13 protein-coding genes and 1 pseudogene are annotated in these 16,726 nt (G+C 39.1%); 9 read left to right on the forward strand and 5 right to left on the reverse strand.

Going from position 1 to position 16,726, the window contains the following annotated elements; all coding sequences use genetic code 11:
- Positions 1-125: 125 nt before the first annotated feature.
- From J2X07_RS11100 to J2X07_RS11110, 3 genes are all read left to right on the forward strand, one after another.
- Entirely contained in the window at positions 126-1,403 is a 1,278-nt protein-coding gene (locus J2X07_RS11100) for a helix-turn-helix domain-containing protein (RefSeq protein WP_310258776.1), read from the forward strand.
- A gap of 78 nt (positions 1,404-1,481) precedes the next feature.
- The gene (locus tag J2X07_RS11105) at positions 1,482-2,759 is read left to right on the forward strand and encodes a helix-turn-helix transcriptional regulator (RefSeq protein ID WP_310258777.1); all 1,278 of its coding nucleotides are present in this window, start codon (positions 1,482-1,484) and stop codon (positions 2,757-2,759) included.
- Positions 2,760-2,783: 24 nt separating this feature from the next.
- Positions 2,784-4,070 (forward strand): helix-turn-helix domain-containing protein, encoded by a 1,287-nt coding sequence (locus J2X07_RS11110; protein ID WP_310258778.1) that lies wholly within the window; start codon positions 2,784-2,786, stop codon positions 4,068-4,070.
- 499 nt (positions 4,071-4,569) lie between these two features.
- Here J2X07_RS11110 and J2X07_RS11115 read toward each other — a convergent pair.
- The 5 genes and pseudogenes from J2X07_RS11115 to J2X07_RS11135 form a co-directional block, all read right to left on the reverse strand.
- Positions 4,570-5,626, reverse strand: a pseudogene (locus J2X07_RS11115) (IS3 family transposase).
- A gap of 293 nt (positions 5,627-5,919) precedes the next feature.
- A complete protein-coding gene (locus J2X07_RS11120) occupies positions 5,920-6,213 on the reverse strand; it encodes a ferredoxin family protein (RefSeq protein ID WP_137790879.1) in 294 nt (97 codons plus the stop codon).
- The gene (locus J2X07_RS11125) at positions 6,214-7,509 is read right to left on the reverse strand and encodes an FAD-dependent oxidoreductase (RefSeq protein ID WP_310258779.1); all 1,296 of its coding nucleotides are present in this window, start codon (positions 7,507-7,509) and stop codon (positions 6,214-6,216) included.
- Positions 7,502-8,527 carry an electron transfer flavoprotein subunit alpha/FixB family protein gene (locus tag J2X07_RS11130; protein ID WP_310258780.1) on the reverse strand — a complete coding sequence of 342 codons (1,026 nt, stop codon included), beginning with the start codon at positions 8,525-8,527 and terminating at the stop codon, positions 7,502-7,504. Before J2X07_RS11130 ends, J2X07_RS11125 begins: the two co-directional genes overlap by 8 nt.
- Positions 8,528-9,355, reverse strand: a complete 828-nt coding sequence (locus tag J2X07_RS11135; RefSeq protein WP_310258781.1) for an electron transfer flavoprotein subunit beta/FixA family protein — start codon at positions 9,353-9,355, stop codon at positions 8,528-8,530.
- Positions 9,356-9,706: 351 nt separating this feature from the next.
- Here J2X07_RS11135 and J2X07_RS11140 point away from each other — a divergent pair, with 351 nt between their 5' ends.
- The 6 genes from J2X07_RS11140 (at position 9,707) to deoD (ending at position 16,685) form a co-directional block, all read left to right on the forward strand.
- Positions 9,707-10,588, forward strand: coding sequence for a DUF1672 family protein (locus J2X07_RS11140; RefSeq protein ID WP_310258782.1), 882 nt, complete (start codon positions 9,707-9,709; stop codon positions 10,586-10,588).
- Between the two features lie 27 nt (positions 10,589-10,615).
- On the forward strand, positions 10,616-11,494 hold the full coding sequence (locus tag J2X07_RS11145; protein WP_310258783.1) for a DUF1672 family protein: 879 nt from the start codon (positions 10,616-10,618) through the stop codon (positions 11,492-11,494).
- Between the two features lie 57 nt (positions 11,495-11,551).
- Positions 11,552-12,475 carry a DUF1672 family protein gene (locus J2X07_RS11150; RefSeq protein WP_310258784.1) on the forward strand — a complete coding sequence of 308 codons (924 nt, stop codon included), beginning with the start codon at positions 11,552-11,554 and terminating at the stop codon, positions 12,473-12,475.
- A 16-nt stretch (positions 12,476-12,491) separates the two neighbouring features.
- A complete protein-coding gene (locus J2X07_RS11155) occupies positions 12,492-14,609 on the forward strand; it encodes an SA1320 family protein (protein WP_396194127.1) in 2,118 nt (705 codons plus the stop codon).
- 114 nt (positions 14,610-14,723) lie between these two features.
- Complete coding sequence (locus J2X07_RS11160) at positions 14,724-15,899, forward strand: MFS transporter (RefSeq protein ID WP_310258786.1); 1,176 nt, start codon at positions 14,724-14,726, stop codon at positions 15,897-15,899.
- A 72-nt stretch (positions 15,900-15,971) separates the two neighbouring features.
- Entirely contained in the window at positions 15,972-16,685 is a 714-nt protein-coding gene (deoD, locus tag J2X07_RS11165) for a purine-nucleoside phosphorylase (RefSeq protein ID WP_310258787.1), read from the forward strand.
- Positions 16,686-16,726: the final 41 nt, after the last annotated feature.

Below are 16,726 nucleotides of genomic sequence, written 5' to 3' on the forward strand. Positions count from 1 at the left end.
TCATGGCGTTGAATTCCAATACAAGCACTTTTTTAATCGAATATGCCCCATAAAAGTCTATTTGCATACTGAAATGGCCCTATTAAATGGTAAAATAAAAACAAAAAAGGATGGGGTAAAAGAATATGAATCTAGGAGAAAAGATTCGTTACTTTCGAAAAGTCAAAAACTTATCCCAGCAAGAACTGGCGGCCGGGATTTGTTCCATTCCTTACTTAAGCAAAATTGAGAACGGGGTAACCAAACCATCAGAGGAAATAAAGGATCACTTAGCCTCGCGTTTGGGAATCAAGTTGGATTCCATGAACGAAAACGAGGTTATTCATAAATATGTTGATCTTTTCTATTCGCTTTATCTGAGAGATTACCTATCTGCCGAAGAAAAGCTCAAGACTTTAACCGATTCACATTCACAATCGGTAGATGAAGAAATTGTGCACAAAATATTTAAGAGCATCTATCTTATATTGGCAAAAGATAAAATTCAAGAAGTACATGCTCTTTTAGATGAAGTAGCATACATCGACAGTGTGATGGAAGGAGAAAAGGCTTTTTATTATTTTATAGCAAGAGGGCAGTTAAGTTATTTTTCAAAAGATTTCGAGCAAGCCCTCCACTATTTTTTGAGAGCCGAAAAACAATTAGATTTAAATCATTTTCAGGAATGGGAAAAAGGATATTTGTTCTATGTGATCGGTGTCACAGCGAACCAGCAATATCAAAATGTAATGACTTTAGAATACGTAAACAAAGCTTTAATTATTTTTGAAAAAAATTACTTTTTTAAACGATGTGCCGATTGCAGAATCATTCTAGGAATTATTCATTTGCGAATCAAAAATTTTGATGAAGCCTCAAAACAATTATTGCTTGCTGAAACCATCGCGAACTCCTTTAATGATAATAGTTTACTGGGAATCATCTATCATAATTTAGGCAGTATCTCATCTCATAAAGGTGACTCGGAAAAAGCCATCGAACTCTTTTCTCAAAGTCTGAAAGCAAAAGAAAAAGACCCGCTAGCAGCAAAAGTAATGACCATCTCCACACTGGTGAAAGAATTCCAAAAGACAAATCGTCCCCAAAAGGGCTTGGAACTCATTGAAACCTGGAGGGAACAAGTGCAAACTGATCCTCTTAACCGTTTATTTGAACTTTATTTGATTTATTACAAACTATTGTTTACGAATGGAGAGCATAACGAGACGGTAATTCAGTTTATGATAAACGAGCTGATCCCTTATTACGAACAAATAAATGAGTGGGTTTATTTAGTTGATTTTTATCCGATAGTCGGAAAATATTTTGAGAACAATCAAAAATACAAACAAGCCAGTATGTATTATTCCTCTGCCATTGGAACATTGAGGAAAATACATGAATTAGGCGTTACGTATGTGTGATGAAATATTAAGCATGCCCAGTACAGATGGCTGTGTTTATTAGTTTAATTATTATGAAAGAAAAAGGCGGGATAAAAGATGAATCTAGGAGAAAAGATTCGGTACTTCAGAAAAGTCAAAAACTTATCCCAGCAAGAACTGGCGGCCGGGATTTGTTCCATTCCCTATTTGAGCAAGATCGAAAATGGAGTAACTGAGCCTTCAGAAAAAATCAAGCAGCAACTAGCCGAGCGGTTGGAAATCAATTTGAATTCAATCAATGAAAACGAAGTACTTTCAAACTACGTTGATCTTTTCTATTCTCTTTATCAGAGAGATTATCAATCTGCTGATGAGAAGTTTCATACATTTTTAGAAACACCCTCACAATCTATAGAGGAAGAAATATTGAATAAGATTTTCAAAAGTATTTATATCCTGATGACTTCTCAGGAAACTCTGAAGGTACAAGTTTTTTTAAATGAAGTAGCTTACATAAATAATGTGATAAAAGGCGAAAAAGCATTCTATTATTTTTTCGCCAGAGGACTGCATAGCTATTATTTAAAGAAGTTTGAGGAGTCCTTCAATTATTTTTTGGAAGCTGAACAGCAGCTGGAAAACAATAATTTTCAAGAATGGGAAAAAGGGTATTTGTTTTACCTAATCGCTTTATCAGCCAATCAGTTATATAAAAATATCGTCGCATTGGAATATACAAAACTAGCTTTAGAGGTTTTCGAGAAAACTTATTCTTTTAAAAGATGTGCTGATTGCAGGATTATACTAGGCATTATTCATCTTCGGATAAAAAATTTTGATGAGTCGACTAACCATTTACTGCTTGCTGAAACAATCGCTAACACCTTTAATGATGATGTACTCAGAGGGGCAATTTATCAAAACTTAGGAAGTATCGCCACACATAAAGGTGAATCAGATAAAGCGATTGAACTCTATTATAAAAGCCTTAAAGCTAAGCAAAATCAGCCGGTATCTTATCAATTAACCACTATGTATACATTAATAAAAGAATATGAAAAATGCGAGCGTCCTAAAGAAGGTTTGAAGCTAGTAAATGCAGCGCTGAAACTAGTTAATGGAAACCCAATTTTCCGCGGATTTGAACTTCACTTTATGTATTTCAGACATGTATTTACATACGGCAATTTTCACGAGGTTCAAATCGATTTTATGATCAATGATCTCGTTCCTTACTTCGAGCAAAGAGGCGAATGGGTTTATTTAGCCGAGTATTATCCGATAATCGGAAAATACTTTGAAAACAATCAGAAATATAAACAAGCAAGCATGTATTATTCCTCTGCCATTGAAGCATTGAGAAAAATACATGAATTAGGCGTTACGTATGTGTGATGAAAGAAAAAGGTGGGATAAAAGATGAATCTAGGAGAAAAAATTCGGTACTTTAGAAAAGTCAAAAACTTATCCCAGCAAGAACTGGCAGCCGGGATTTGTTCCATTCCCTATTTGAGCAAAATCGAAAACGGAGTAACTGAGCCATCAGCAGAAATACAGCACCATTTAGCAACTAGATTGGATATAAATTTAGATTCTGTGAACGAAAGTCAGATCATTCGACATTATGTTGACCTTTTCCATTCGCTTTATCAGAAAGACTATAAATCTGCTGAACAAAAGTTTCAGGCTTTGACCGAATCCCCTTCACAGTCTGTTGACGAGGATATATTGAATAAGATTTTTAAAAGTATCTACCTTATGATGACAAGCCAAGGAACTAAGGAAGCTCATACATTATTAAACGAGGTAGCACATATAGACAATGTAATCAAAGGAGAGAAAGCCTTTTATTACTTGCTTGCCAAAGCGCAGCTAAATTACTTTTCAAATAATTTCGAGGATGCCCTTCACTATTTTTTTAGAACTGAAAATCAGTTGGAGGAAAATCGTTTTCAAGAATGGGAAATTGGTTATTTGCTGTACATGATCGGTCTCTCAGCAAATCAGCTATATAAAAATATTATAGCTTTTGAATATACCCAAAAAGCGTTAACGATATTTGAAAAAAACTACTTCTTTGAAAGATGTGCCTATTGCAGAATCATACTAGCCATCATCCATCTCCGAATTCGAAATTTTGAGGAATCTACTAAGCAATTATTACTTGCTGAAACAATTGCGGATACCTTTAACGATGATGTTTTACGAGGAATTATCTATCACAACCTTGGCCGTGTCGCTGCACATAAAGGAGAGTCAGAAAACGCGGTTGAACTCTTGACTAGAAGTTTGAAAGCAAAAGAGAAAGAACCCCTTTCTGCAAAAATCATGACGATTCTTGCTTTAGTAAGAGAATATGAAAAGATCAACCAGCGTAAAACAGGGTTAGAACTTATAGAAACATGGATCGAACAGGTTCAAACAGATCCTCTTTGCCGTGATTTTGAACTTCACCTCATTTATTACAAGCAATTATTCGCTTACGATGAACATAATAAAAAAGTCATTCAGTTTATGATAAAGGAACTGATTCCCAATTTGGTTCTAAAAAACGAATGGTTTTATTTATCGACTTATTATCCCATTATCGGAAAATATTTTGAGGATAACCAAAAATATAAACAAGCGAGTATGTATTATTCATTAACCCTGGAGGCAATGAAAAAATTACATGAAATGGGCGTTACGTATGAATCTAAACTATAGTCAACATAAAAATGTAAAAGTTCAAATTCTCATGTGTTCGGTTGTTTGTTTTACTACATAAAATGGGTAAAAATATCAAAAAAGTATACGGAGGGATTGTGTTGAGGCTAAAACTAAAACACCTTTTACTAGTTGCTGTGGTACTATGTCTCATCACCTTTCCCCTATTCCCACTCACTGAATGGCTCTTGTTTTCTCTTCTTTTTATCACTTTTTTTCTCATCGTCAGTTTGATTAAAACCAAAGTAAAATTATTTTGGATAACCTTTCCAATCTCATTCCTATCTGTACTTCTTTTGACGTATTTAATAAACACATATACTTCTGCAAAAATCTCCTATCCGTTCATGATCGGAATGGGATGCTTTCAATTTGTTTACGGGCTAATCTTAAAAGGAAAGAGAGATAAAGAATATTAATGGGTTTGTTTTAACTCTGGCCATAAATGTGAATAAGGATATTAGAAAAACGACCAGACAAAATGAAGTGACCCCATTTATTAGGCAGCTTCATGGGCTTGGGTTCGGTATTGTACCGGACTTAAGCCTTTTAGTTTTGCCTTTATTCGCTTGTGATTGTAGTAATTGATATATTTTATTAATTCTTGTTGAAAGTGATTGATGCTTTCAAACTCTTGGGTATATAAAAATTCAGATTTTAAGATTCCAAAGAAGCTCTCTATTACAGCGTTATCGTAGCAGCTACCCTTCCGAGACATACTTTGTGTGATATTTCGTTCCCTTAAGGCATGTTGATACTGTTTCATTTGGTAATGCCAGCCTTGATCCGAGTGAATAAGCAACTGGTTCTTCTCTGTTATACGTTCAAATGCCTTATCCAACATAGTTGAAACAAGCGCATAACTTGGTCTTGATTGAATTGAAAAGGCGATGATCTCACCATTAAACAAATCTAGTATTGGAGAGAAATATATCTTTTCACCGAAGATTTTAAACTCAGTAATATCGGTAACCCATTTCTCATTTGGTTTTTCTGCTCGAAAATTACGATTTAAAATGTTCGGTGCGGTTTTGCCAACTTTGCCTTTATAGGATTTATACTTTTTCATACGAACAATGCATTTTAAGCTCAACTCTTTCATTATTCGTTGAACTTTCTTGTGATTAACGCAAAGTCCCTTCTGCTTGAAGTGCTTCAACTGATCCTTCAACGTGAGTTGATTTTCCCGGTTTCTTCTTCATGGTTGAACGCCTCTTTCTCTTTGGTTTAAGGGCGTCCATTCCGTGTGATTCATGTTGAATTCTCCATTTTCTGATTAGTGCAGGAGAAGTTATTTTAAAGATTACTGCAGTTTCATTCGGAGACGTCCCATGATTATTCATATAATTAAGTACGTCTAGTTTAAACTGTGCTGTGTAACTTGTATAGGATTTCCTAAACAACATTTCTACACCATGAAGCTCGTATTGTTTCACCCAATTCTTTAAAACACTACTAGTTGTGCCAATTGAGGACGCTATCGAAGCATAACCGTCTAGACCTTTTAAATAGCATTGAATAGCTGCTAATTTGTCATCTTCAGTGAATTTAGCCATAAAAAAACTACACCCCTTATTGTTAGAATGTGTCTAACAATTGGGGTGCAGTTCAACATCTGGTCGTTTTTGATGTTTTTTATATATTAGATTACTATGTGAAAATGGCTTTTGCTCGTAGAAATGATGTTTTTGCTCATAGAATTTGATTTTTGCTCGTAGATTTCATGTTTTTGCTCATAGAATTGTGTTTTCGCTCATAGAATTCACGTTTTTGCTCATAGACTTAAAAAAAGAGTAGTTTCCATACGATTCAAAACGATTATTTAAACATTTGTTTAAATTTCATCTCTTTATCCCAATCTGAAGACGATTCCATGGCCGCCTTTTGGGTATTCCCACTTAATATTTTGATGCGGGCAGCCGATCCGGCAGCTTCCGCATTCGTGGCAGCCTTCGTACCCGACGTGCATCCGGATTTCTTCCCATTTATACACCTCTGCCGGGCAAAAAATCGTACAGATTTTATCCGGACAGTGATTCAAACATACGTCGGCATCCATGACAGTGAGATGTGATTTCGTATCTGCGTTAAAACGAACGAGGTACTGCTTCTCTTCGATGCTTTGACACTTTTTTTCGCTCATTTACTTCATCACCTTCCATGCTCGGTATGCATCACGAGCCAATTTGAGTTTCTCCCCTGCCGATCCTACATCACGCCAAATCTTTTTCTGCTTTTCCCATTTCGATGTGCCGTCGACCGTAAACATCTGGCTCATCGCTTTGTTCATCATCGGAATATATTGCTCAAAGTACTGGGGGAACTTATCAAAATGATGAGTGGAATCCTTATATTTTTTCATATCCTGACCGACAAAACTGCTCATCAATCGTGATCGGTAGTGATTGAGTGTGCGTTCGGAATAATCGTCCCGCTCTTTTGCGAGCAGCACAGTTTCAGCAGCTAACTGGCCAGAAGTCATCGCCAAGTTTGAGCCTTCACGGTGAATCGCGTTTACGAGCTGAGCCGCATCTCCTACTACAAGCACGCCGTTTCCTGCAACCTTTGGCATCGATTTGTAGCCGCCTTCTGGAATCATGTGCGCCAAATATTCAACCGGCTCCCCGCCAGCCAAGTAAGGACGGATCATCGGGTGATTCTTCACATACTCCAAAAGCTCATACGGTTTAATTTTATGCTTAATCAACCCGGATAGAAGTGAACCAACACCGATGCTTAGCGTATCTTTGTTCGTGTAAAGAAATCCAGTGCCAAGAATTCCTTTTGTCGCATCACCAAAAAGCTCAATCGTCGTGCCCTGATTTTCTTCAAGATTAAAGCGGTCTTCGATAGTCTTTTTGTCGAGCTTAATAATTTCCATCGTCGCAAGTGCCACTTCATCTGGACGGAACTCTTTATGAAAACCAAGCGATTTTGCTAAAAGAGAGTTTACTCCATCCGCTAATACCACGACATCCGCATAAAGATCACCATCAGGACGGTCAGTTCGGACACCTACCACTTTTCCGTTTTCCACAATACATTCAAGCACAACCGTTTCGTTCACGAGCAACGCGCCTTGTTCGACGGCCTTATTCGCGAACCACTGATCAAACTTCGCCCGCAGTACGGTAAAATTGTTGTACGGTTCTTGACCCCATTCCATCCCTTTGTAGCCAAAGGTAACGGCAGACTCCTTATCCATCATCATGAACCGCTGTTCCACAATTGGCCGTTCGAGTGGTGCTTCCTTCCAAAAATCAGGAATGACATCCTCCATCATTTTACGGTAAAGGACCCCGCCCATTACGTTTTTCGAACCCGGATATTCCCCGCGTTCAAGAAGCAGCACTTTCACCCCTGCTTTAGCGAGCTCATACGCACATGAAATGCCGGCAGGACCTGCCCCGACGACGATACAATCAAATTTTTCAGACATGGTCGACCACCTCACTGTTAAACGCTTGTTTAAATTGTTCGATCAATAAAGGTACGATTTCAAACGCATCGCCTACGATTCCGTAATGACTCGATTGAAAAATAGCCGCGTTCGGATCGTTGTTGATTGCGATAATTAGCCCTGAATTCTGCATCCCGACAATGTGCTGGATGGCCCCAGAGATTCCGATCGCAAAGTAGATTTTAGGTGTGACGGTAACCCCTGTCTGCCCGACTTGATGATGGTGCTCCACCCATCCCGCTTCGACGACATCCCGGCTTGCGCCAACTGCTCCACCGAGTGTTTCTGCGAGCTGATGAACAAGCTGAAAACCTGCCGGACTGCCTAACCCTTTTCCCCCAGCAACGATAATATCCGCTTCATCGATCCTGACTTTTTTCTCTGCAAATTGCACGATCTCGAGTACTTTTGTACGGATGTCTTTTTCTTGTAATGTCGTTTTTTCTTCTACTAGTTTGCCTGTTCGGCCTGGTTCAGGCGTGAGTGATTTCATCACTTTCGGCCGGACCGTCGCCATCTGCGGCCGGTATTTTTTACATAAAATTGTCGCCATGATGTTCCCCCCGAACGCTGGGCGGCTCGCGAGCAAGAGTCCCGTATCCACTTCAATATCCAATATGGTCGAATCAGCTGTAAGACCCGTCGGAAGGTCCGTCGCAACCGCACTCGCCAGATCTTTTCCAGTCGAAGTCGCGCCATATAGAATCACTTCCGGCTTGTATTTTTGACAGCACTCAAGCAATGCCTTCATGTAGGATTCAGTTCGGTAATTTTTAAAAATAGCATCGTCATACACGTAAACGGTGTCCGCTCCGTATTCGAAAAGCGAGTTTGCTAGATGTGTCACGTTTTCCCCGATCAAAACACCCGCAAGTTCGGTCCCCCTTTTATCTGCAAGCTCTTTCCCTGCTCCAAGCAGTTCGAGGGAAACCGGCACGACTGCCCCTTCCTTTACCTCGATAAAAACCCATATTCCTTTGTAGTCCTCAAAATTCACTTAAGCCCCTCCCTTCCCGACAAAAAGTTCTTTCTTTTCAAGCAGGATGTTTAAAAGTTTCTCTGTTTGCTCTATTGCTGAGCCCTCTAGCATCTCTCCGCCACTCGGTTTTGTAGGTGCCCACACTTTTGAAACGATTGTTGGTGATCCTTTCAGTCCAAGCTGAGGTCGGTCCACATCCTCCAAATCGGCAACAGCCCAGATGATCGGCTGGTATCTTGCTGCCTTCAGCATGTTTGCCATCGATGAATAAGGTACTTCGTTGATCTCTTTTTCCACCGACATCAAGCATGGCATCGTCGATTGGATTACTTCATAACCGTCCTCGAGCTTTCGGTGGACGATAGCGTATCCTTCTTCTTTGTTGATCTCTTTTACTTTGTTGACGGATGTTAAGGGTGGCATGTCTAACCGGCGCGCGATTCCTGGACCGACTTGTCCAGTATCGCCGTCGATCGTCATCTTGCCGCAGATAATCAGGTCAACTGGCTTTATTTTCGAAATCTTTTCAATCGCTTTTGTGAGCGCATAACTCGTAGCAAGCGTGTCCGCTCCGGCAAAAGCCCGGTCTGAAATCATGTATCCCTCGTCTGCTCCGATCTCGATGCATTTTTTGATCGCTTTTACAGCTGGCGGCGGTCCCATCGTTAATACCGAAACCGTTCCTCCATATCGATTCTTCAAACTAACCGCCTCTTCCACCGCATGCGCGTCATAAGGATTTAAAATCGCGGGCGCACTCGCACGGTCCATCGTATTCGTCTTCGGATTCATCTTGATGATCTTCGTATCCGGCACCTGCTTAATACAAGCCACAATGTGAAGCATCCAACCCCTCCTCTAATCACAAGCTCCATCAAGCATTCAATGTTGTTGAGCCCACTAGTATGATGATTACTACTACTATATGGGGGGCTTTTCCAATACATGACGATTTTATCTATAAAAGAAGTCTGCGAGAGATTGTTGTATTGTGTCGGTTCGGGAGTATATGAAGAAAACTCGGTGGATTATTCAAATCACAAGGACTTTTTTCATAGATTTTTCCAAAAAAACAGGTTCTCTTTTTACTTTTTTTGGGTATATTTCAAGTGGCATGCCGTTTCTATTACCTTTACACTGGATAAGACCGGCTTTGTACCTATATAAAAGTTCATTAGACTCAAGGAGGTTCAGCGGTTGTTTTTACATAAAAAGCTAGCTATTACTCTATTAAGTATGCTAATCCTTACAGGATGCTTAATGAAAAACGAAACGGAAAAGGACAATATGGTAAGTGTGCAGGATTATACGGGGCAAGGCTATGAACTGCCTAATGGAGAAGAAAACGATAAAATCGCTGAAGCGCATCTTAAAGAAATCGATAAAGCGACAAAGGCATTTTTCTTAGACAAGTACAAAACAAAAGTAAAAGTACATAACATCGTCGGAAACAAAGACGGCGCAACCATATTTGTCGAGTCGATAGGAGAACCACACTTTTACACGTATGCCATCGTCCCAATAAATGGTGATGAAAAAGTAATTACGAAAGGCATTTGGACCCAAGAAGGTCAGGTAGAAGGATCTATTATGAGCGGTATTTATGCCATGATTTATGATGAACAATTAAAAGATTTAGACAACTATCTAGGAAAATTTGTATCGGAACACCCAGTCATTGGGGTAAGAGATGAAGCCGTTCAAAACACATTTTCTACCGGGTTCACCACTCCTTACTATTATATTACCGTGCTTGACGATGCTTACGACGAATTCTATGAATCCTATATACAAAATCCTAAAACGACAAAAGAAGAATGGAAAATCAAAGCGCAATCATTGAAGATTGACCCAAGAGGATATCGCGTTACAATTCATTTATTTATGAAAGGTAAAAAACAAAAACCAGATCAAAAAATATTGGATGTCATCGTGTCAGATCTTGAGAATATGACCACTCTTTCGCCTGGTTACTACAGTGTTTACTTGAACGACAATTACATCCTCAAAGATTCTGCTGACGGAACAAAAGACAATACGATCCAACGGGCAAATCCTGATTATATTATTAAACAATAACCAAGGAAAACAAGGAGGTTTAACGAGTTGTTTTTGAACAAAAAGCTGATTATTCCTCTTTTAAGTGTAACTATTCTGCTTACAGGATGCTTGATGAAAAACGAAACGGAAAAGGACAATATGGTAAGTGTGGAGGATTATACGGGGCAAGGCTATGAACTGCCTAATGGAGAAGAAAACGATAAAATCGCTGAAGCACATCGAAAAGAAATCGATAAAGCAACAAAACAATTTTTCTTAGATAAGTACAAAACAAAAGTAAAAGTACATAACATCGTCGGAAACAAAGACGGCGCAACCATATTTGTTGAGTCTATTGGAGAGCCGCACTTTTATACGTATGCCATCGTGCCAATAAACAGCCAAAAGAAAGTAATTAAAAATGGCATTTGGACGCAAGAGGGGCAAGTTGAAACATCTATCAGAAGCGGAATTTACGGCATGGCTTATCATAATCAGTTAAAAGAATTAGACAATTACTTAAACAAAACAGTCTCAAAATATCCGATTATCGGTCTAAATGAAAAAGCCATTCAAAACACTCGTTCAACCGGCTTCACCACACCCTACTATTATATTTCTGTACTCGATTATGCTTTCGATCCACTCTTTGACACATATCTCCAAAACCCTAAAACAACTAAAGAAGAATGGAAAAACAAAGTACAATCTCTGAAGATGGACCCAGAAGGATACCTCATCACCATTCAATTGTTTATGGGAGAAGGAAAAAAGCCAGATCAGAAAATTCTTGATACTATCATTGCTGATCTTAAGTCAATGAACAACCTGCCCCCTGGAGATTACAGCGTATACTTGAATGATAATAACATTTTGGCAGATTCATCGGATGGAACAAGTGATAATACCATAGAACGCAAATTATCTGTCTCTATAACAAAGTAAAAATAAAAAATTTTATTTCACAGCTTTAGAATCTATTAAACCAAGGAGGTTTTCCAGATGAAAATTAAAAAAAAGTCTATTAATCATAAATTGAAGTTAGTCACTGGAATTACAACATTAATGCTGTTAGGAGGATGTTTGAATATGAAGAGTACAGCACAAAACGATCCTAAAAGGCCAGAAACAGAAGTAAGCGTATCATCATATACCGGCGAAGGCTTAAAACTGGATAACGGAGAAAAAACTGACAAAATTGCTCAAAAGCATAAGAAAGAAATTATAACAGATGTAGAAAAATTCTTTCTCAACAAATATAAAACAAAAGTGAAAGTTAATAACATAGTAGGCGCAGTAGATGGAGCTACAGTCATTGTTGAATCCTTAGGTAAACCGCACTTTTATACATATGCGATTGTCCCTATTGATATCGAGCAAGAAAAAGTGATGACAGATGGAATATGGACACAAGAAGGACAAGTAGAAGGTGCCATAATGGATGGCATATACGGAATGATATATGAAGATGAATTCAAAACACTAGAAGCTTATTTAAAACAATTTGCAAATAAATATCCCGTTGTTTTTATGAAACAAGAAGCCATTGATAAAGCAGCTGGAGACGGTTTCATGACTCGTTATTATTATGCAACGGTTTATGACCGATCATTCACTCAGCTTTACGAACAATACATCAAGAATCCAAACACCTCAAGTGAACAGTGGAAATCGGCATTCAAACAAACAGAGCACTTACCAAAAGATTTTATTATTACTATTCACCTTTATATGAAAGAAAAGGATGCTGAGCCTGAACAAAAAATATTTGACCAGCTAAAAGCCGATATTGAAAAAATGGACGGATTACCTATGGGAATGTATAGCCTTAACCTTCATGATAATACAGTCGATAAAACGAACGCGATTAATTCAAAACAAAACACGATCGAAACCTTTGATAAAGATTATATTCCAAAAAAATAGAGGAGGAATTATATTGATAAACTCTATAAAGAAACCTTCTCCTTCAGAAGAAAACATTTCTCAAATAAGTATAACGACTCGTGATCAAGATTTAGTTGAAATAGCTGGTTACCACTCTTATCGAACACTTACTAAGGACAAAAAAGTGCCTGTAAACGGTAATTGGTACAAGGTAATGAATACAAACTATAATCATCCTACGGGTCTTGATGCTGTGACTTTAAAAAATACAGCTACAGGAGAAATCATTATTGCCTATACGGGCACAGATTCTTCTCAAGGCACGGATTTGGTAACCGACGCCAATCTGTTAAGTGATCGTATGCCTTCTCAACTTCAGGCTGCCCGCGACTATTTCGATTTTGTAGAAAATAAAATTGGTCATGTATCGTATGTTTGCGGAAACTCTTTAGGCGGAGGGAACGCTAATGCTGTCGGTGTACTGCATCCTGATGTAAAAACAGTAACACTGAATCCTGCACTGTTACCTGATGGAGTTGTGGATCCAGACAAAAAATACACGAATATCACTAATTATTTCAGTAAATACGACGGTCTAACAAAGATAGAGACAGCTCTAAATCTTGGGCATCGTATTCCTGGTAAACAATACGTTATCAACAATGGAATTCCTGAATTGTCTAAGTTTGCAACCAATCATACTGGTTATATAGGTAATAATGATGATAATGGTATTCAATATTATATAGTCGGTGAACCCGGCAAACCTGGCTACGGAAAGATCTATATTGACGCGGATGCTCATATTGTTTCAAGCATATGGACTGGAAAACCGCTCTATAGCGAAAAAACGGAACGTATTCACATCGATCAAAAACAGATGGATGTACTCGCCACTTCTTTAAAAAGCCATGTAATCAAACGCGTCGATCTGGTGGAGACCTACTTAAAGCATTCCAATGAAATTGTCCAAGATGAAGGAAGCCGTTACTACGAAAGGCTCTCCCGCTTGCAGGAAACGTTTCGAACGATGTTCGAAGAGGCAGCCGGGAGCCCCCTATTTGCAGGAATTACAACATCCGGTTATCTTTTAAAATCATCGATTGATGGCTTGATCACCCTTTTGAACACAGCAGAATCAAAGGCTCAGGCATTGAATTTTGTTCTGAATTCCCCACCAGCTGAAATCGTGGAACATGTTTTCCATCAGAACATTAGTACAGAATCTCTTTTTACAGATGCCCGTAATTTTTTGCTCATGATTCGTTCAGATGTAGACAACCTTGCACAAGTGTTGCCACACTTTGTAGCAAGCAAGATTCCTGAATTGTTTGAGGGCGGAACCGATCATTTTATGGACGCTGTTGTCGGTGAACTTCAGGCGCATTATACCATCATCAGCAATAACAATAAGCTGATTGGAAAGCATCTGGCTGACTATGAGAGACAAGTCACGTATGTCGCGGCAGATTTTGAGAATCGCGACACGTTGCTTGCAGAAGCGATCCGCAACGGGGCTACCGCTTCCCTTGGAGCCCCAACAACAGAAGCCACCCAAACGTACCACCTTGAAGGTTCTCCTTATCTAAAAATGGGGATGAAACTGTTAGAAATACAACTCGAACTCGCCTTCAGCAAAGTCACACAAGTCTCTCATACGGTCCTTCTCCCTATTCTCGTGGGACTAGAAGGCTTCACCAGAATGCTCGAACAAACCCTTGAAAGCATTTCTTCTGTCATAAAAGGCGGTTTGCAAGTAGCTCTTAACGGAACGGTTCCAGGTAAACTCATCGGGTTCTTCACTGATTTTGATGATAAAATTCGCCAAAAAGTATATGACGCACTCGAACCAATCGATGAAATGGCCGACACGGTAGAAGGCCTTCGACGGGGAATCGGAAATCTAATCATTTTTTACCCACAGCTTCTTCAGAACTTCAAACCATACCTCTACTCTGCTCTCTTCAGCCAGACGAAATACTACAACGTGCATCTTTACAACCTAGCAGCCATGGGGATTTTAGAAGAAATGGATTTGCTCTTTAAAGACATCGTGTATCAATTATCAGATCAAGAAGCAAACGCAATCGATGCCCTTTGTGATGTTTCATCAGCCGTTAAACACAACATGAAAATTTTGAACGAACAAGTGGATCGCGGAACCATTACTTAGAAAGCCTCTCAGCAGAGATTGAGAGGCTTTCTTCATATAAATTAATGATTGATATACCTCTCTGAATAAGTTACCATTACAGGGGTAACTTTTAATAAAAGAAGGTAGATATACATGAACAAACGTGTTTATTTATTGACGATCGTTTCGTTTGTAGTAGGAATGGTCGAATTAATTATAGGTGGGATATTAGATTTAATAGCTGACGATCTTAACGTTAGTCTTGGAAAAGCTGGGTTCCTCATTACCGTTTTCTCACTCGTGTTCGCCATTGCGGCACCTATCCTGCTGACGATGACTGCTAGAATTGAGAGAAAGCGATTAACTCTTATCTCCCTATTTGTATTTTTAATAGGAACCGCTTTAGTTATCATAAGTACCACTTATACAATGTTGCTAATCGCACGGATTTTATCGGCGGCAAGCGGGTCGTTACTCGTTGTACTATGTGTGACGATCGCTTCAAATATTGTGGATGAAAAATATCGTGCTCGGGCAATTGGCGTCGTATTTATGGGAATCAGTTCATCCCTCGTACTTGGCATTCCGATCGGCTTAATGCTCGGAAATGCCTTCGGTTGGCGCGCTCCATTTATTTTTATTGCTGCACTAACCGTATTATCGATCCTCGGTGTCTATTTCTTTATGGAGGGGCTTGATCCAAAGCCAGTTATCCCAATTATGCAGCAGCTTCGTACATTAAAAGACCGAATCGTTTTATTTGCACAGCTTACTTCTTTCCTGTTCCTCGCTGGTCATCTTACGTTATACGGATATTTAACACCGTTTTTAAAGATGACGCTGGGCCTTAACGGGACATGGGTCAGCATCGTATATTTGATATTCGGTGTTGCTGCTGTATTTGGCGGGGGCATTGGCGGATCACTTGCCGATCGATTTGGCACGAAACCAACTATCATTTCTGTTATTATAGTTTTTGGCATTTCAATCTTTATGATTCCATATACAACCTTTGCTTTTCCGTTATTTTTAGCAGTCATGATCATATGGAGCATGCTCAGCTGGGCGATCACACCAGCCATGCAAAGCTATCTTATTGAGTCTTCTCCAGAAACATCTGATATTCAGCAAAGCTTGAACAACTCTGCGCTTCACTTCGGCATTGCTTTCGGGTCCATGATCGGCGGAATCGTGATTGAAAATGCATCTGTAGAGATGAATGCAACAGTTGGCGGTTTTTTGGTCATACTGGCTTTAGGTGCAGCTGTTTTTTCAATGAGTAAAAAAGAACACTCCACAAGTTCCACAGAAGCGAAAACTATGGCATGATGAAGGTAGAGATAAAATTTAAGGAGGTGAAGCCATTACACGTCTGATTTCAAGGCTGTAATGGTGGACAACATGAGTATTCATATCGGTGCAAAACAAGGTGAAATTGCAGAAAGTATTCTTTTACCAGGAGACCCGCTTCGTGCAAAATATATTGCTGAAACATTTTTAGAAGACGTAACTTGCTACAACGAAGTTCGCGGAATGTTAGGATTCACTGGAACGTACAAAGGAAAACGCGTATCTGTACAAGGGACAGGCATGGGGATTCCTTCAATTGGTATCTATGTAAACGAATTGATCCGTGAATATGGAGTAAAAAACTTGATCCGCGTTGGAACTTGCGGTGCGATCCAGCAGGACGTAAAGGTCCGTGACGTAATTTTAGCAATGACAGCTTCTACAGATTCTCGTATGAACCACTTGTCTTTCCCAGGCATCGATTTCGCTCCATGTGCAAACTTTGATTTGCTTAAAAAAGCGTATGATGCTGGAACAGAAAAAGGCTTAAAAATCAAAGCTGGTAACGTATTAACAGCTGATTTGTTCTACCGCGAAAGCATGGATATCGTGAAAAAATTGGCTGAAAACGGCGTATTAGCAGTAGAGATGGAAACTACAGCATTGTACACGATCGCAGCGAAATACGGTGTGAACGCACTTTCAATTTTAACGGTTAGTGATCACATCTTCACTGGCGAAGAAACAACATCAGAAGAGCGCCAAACAACATTCAACGACATGATTGAAATGGCGTTAGAAGTTGTAAGTTCAGAAGATAAATAAGCATTAAAAAAAGGAGGTTCTATATCGATTATGATATAAGC

This window comes from Fictibacillus barbaricus, assembly GCF_031457135.1.
In the GTDB taxonomy this organism is placed as follows: domain Bacteria; phylum Bacillota; class Bacilli; order Bacillales; family Fictibacillaceae; genus Fictibacillus; species Fictibacillus barbaricus_A.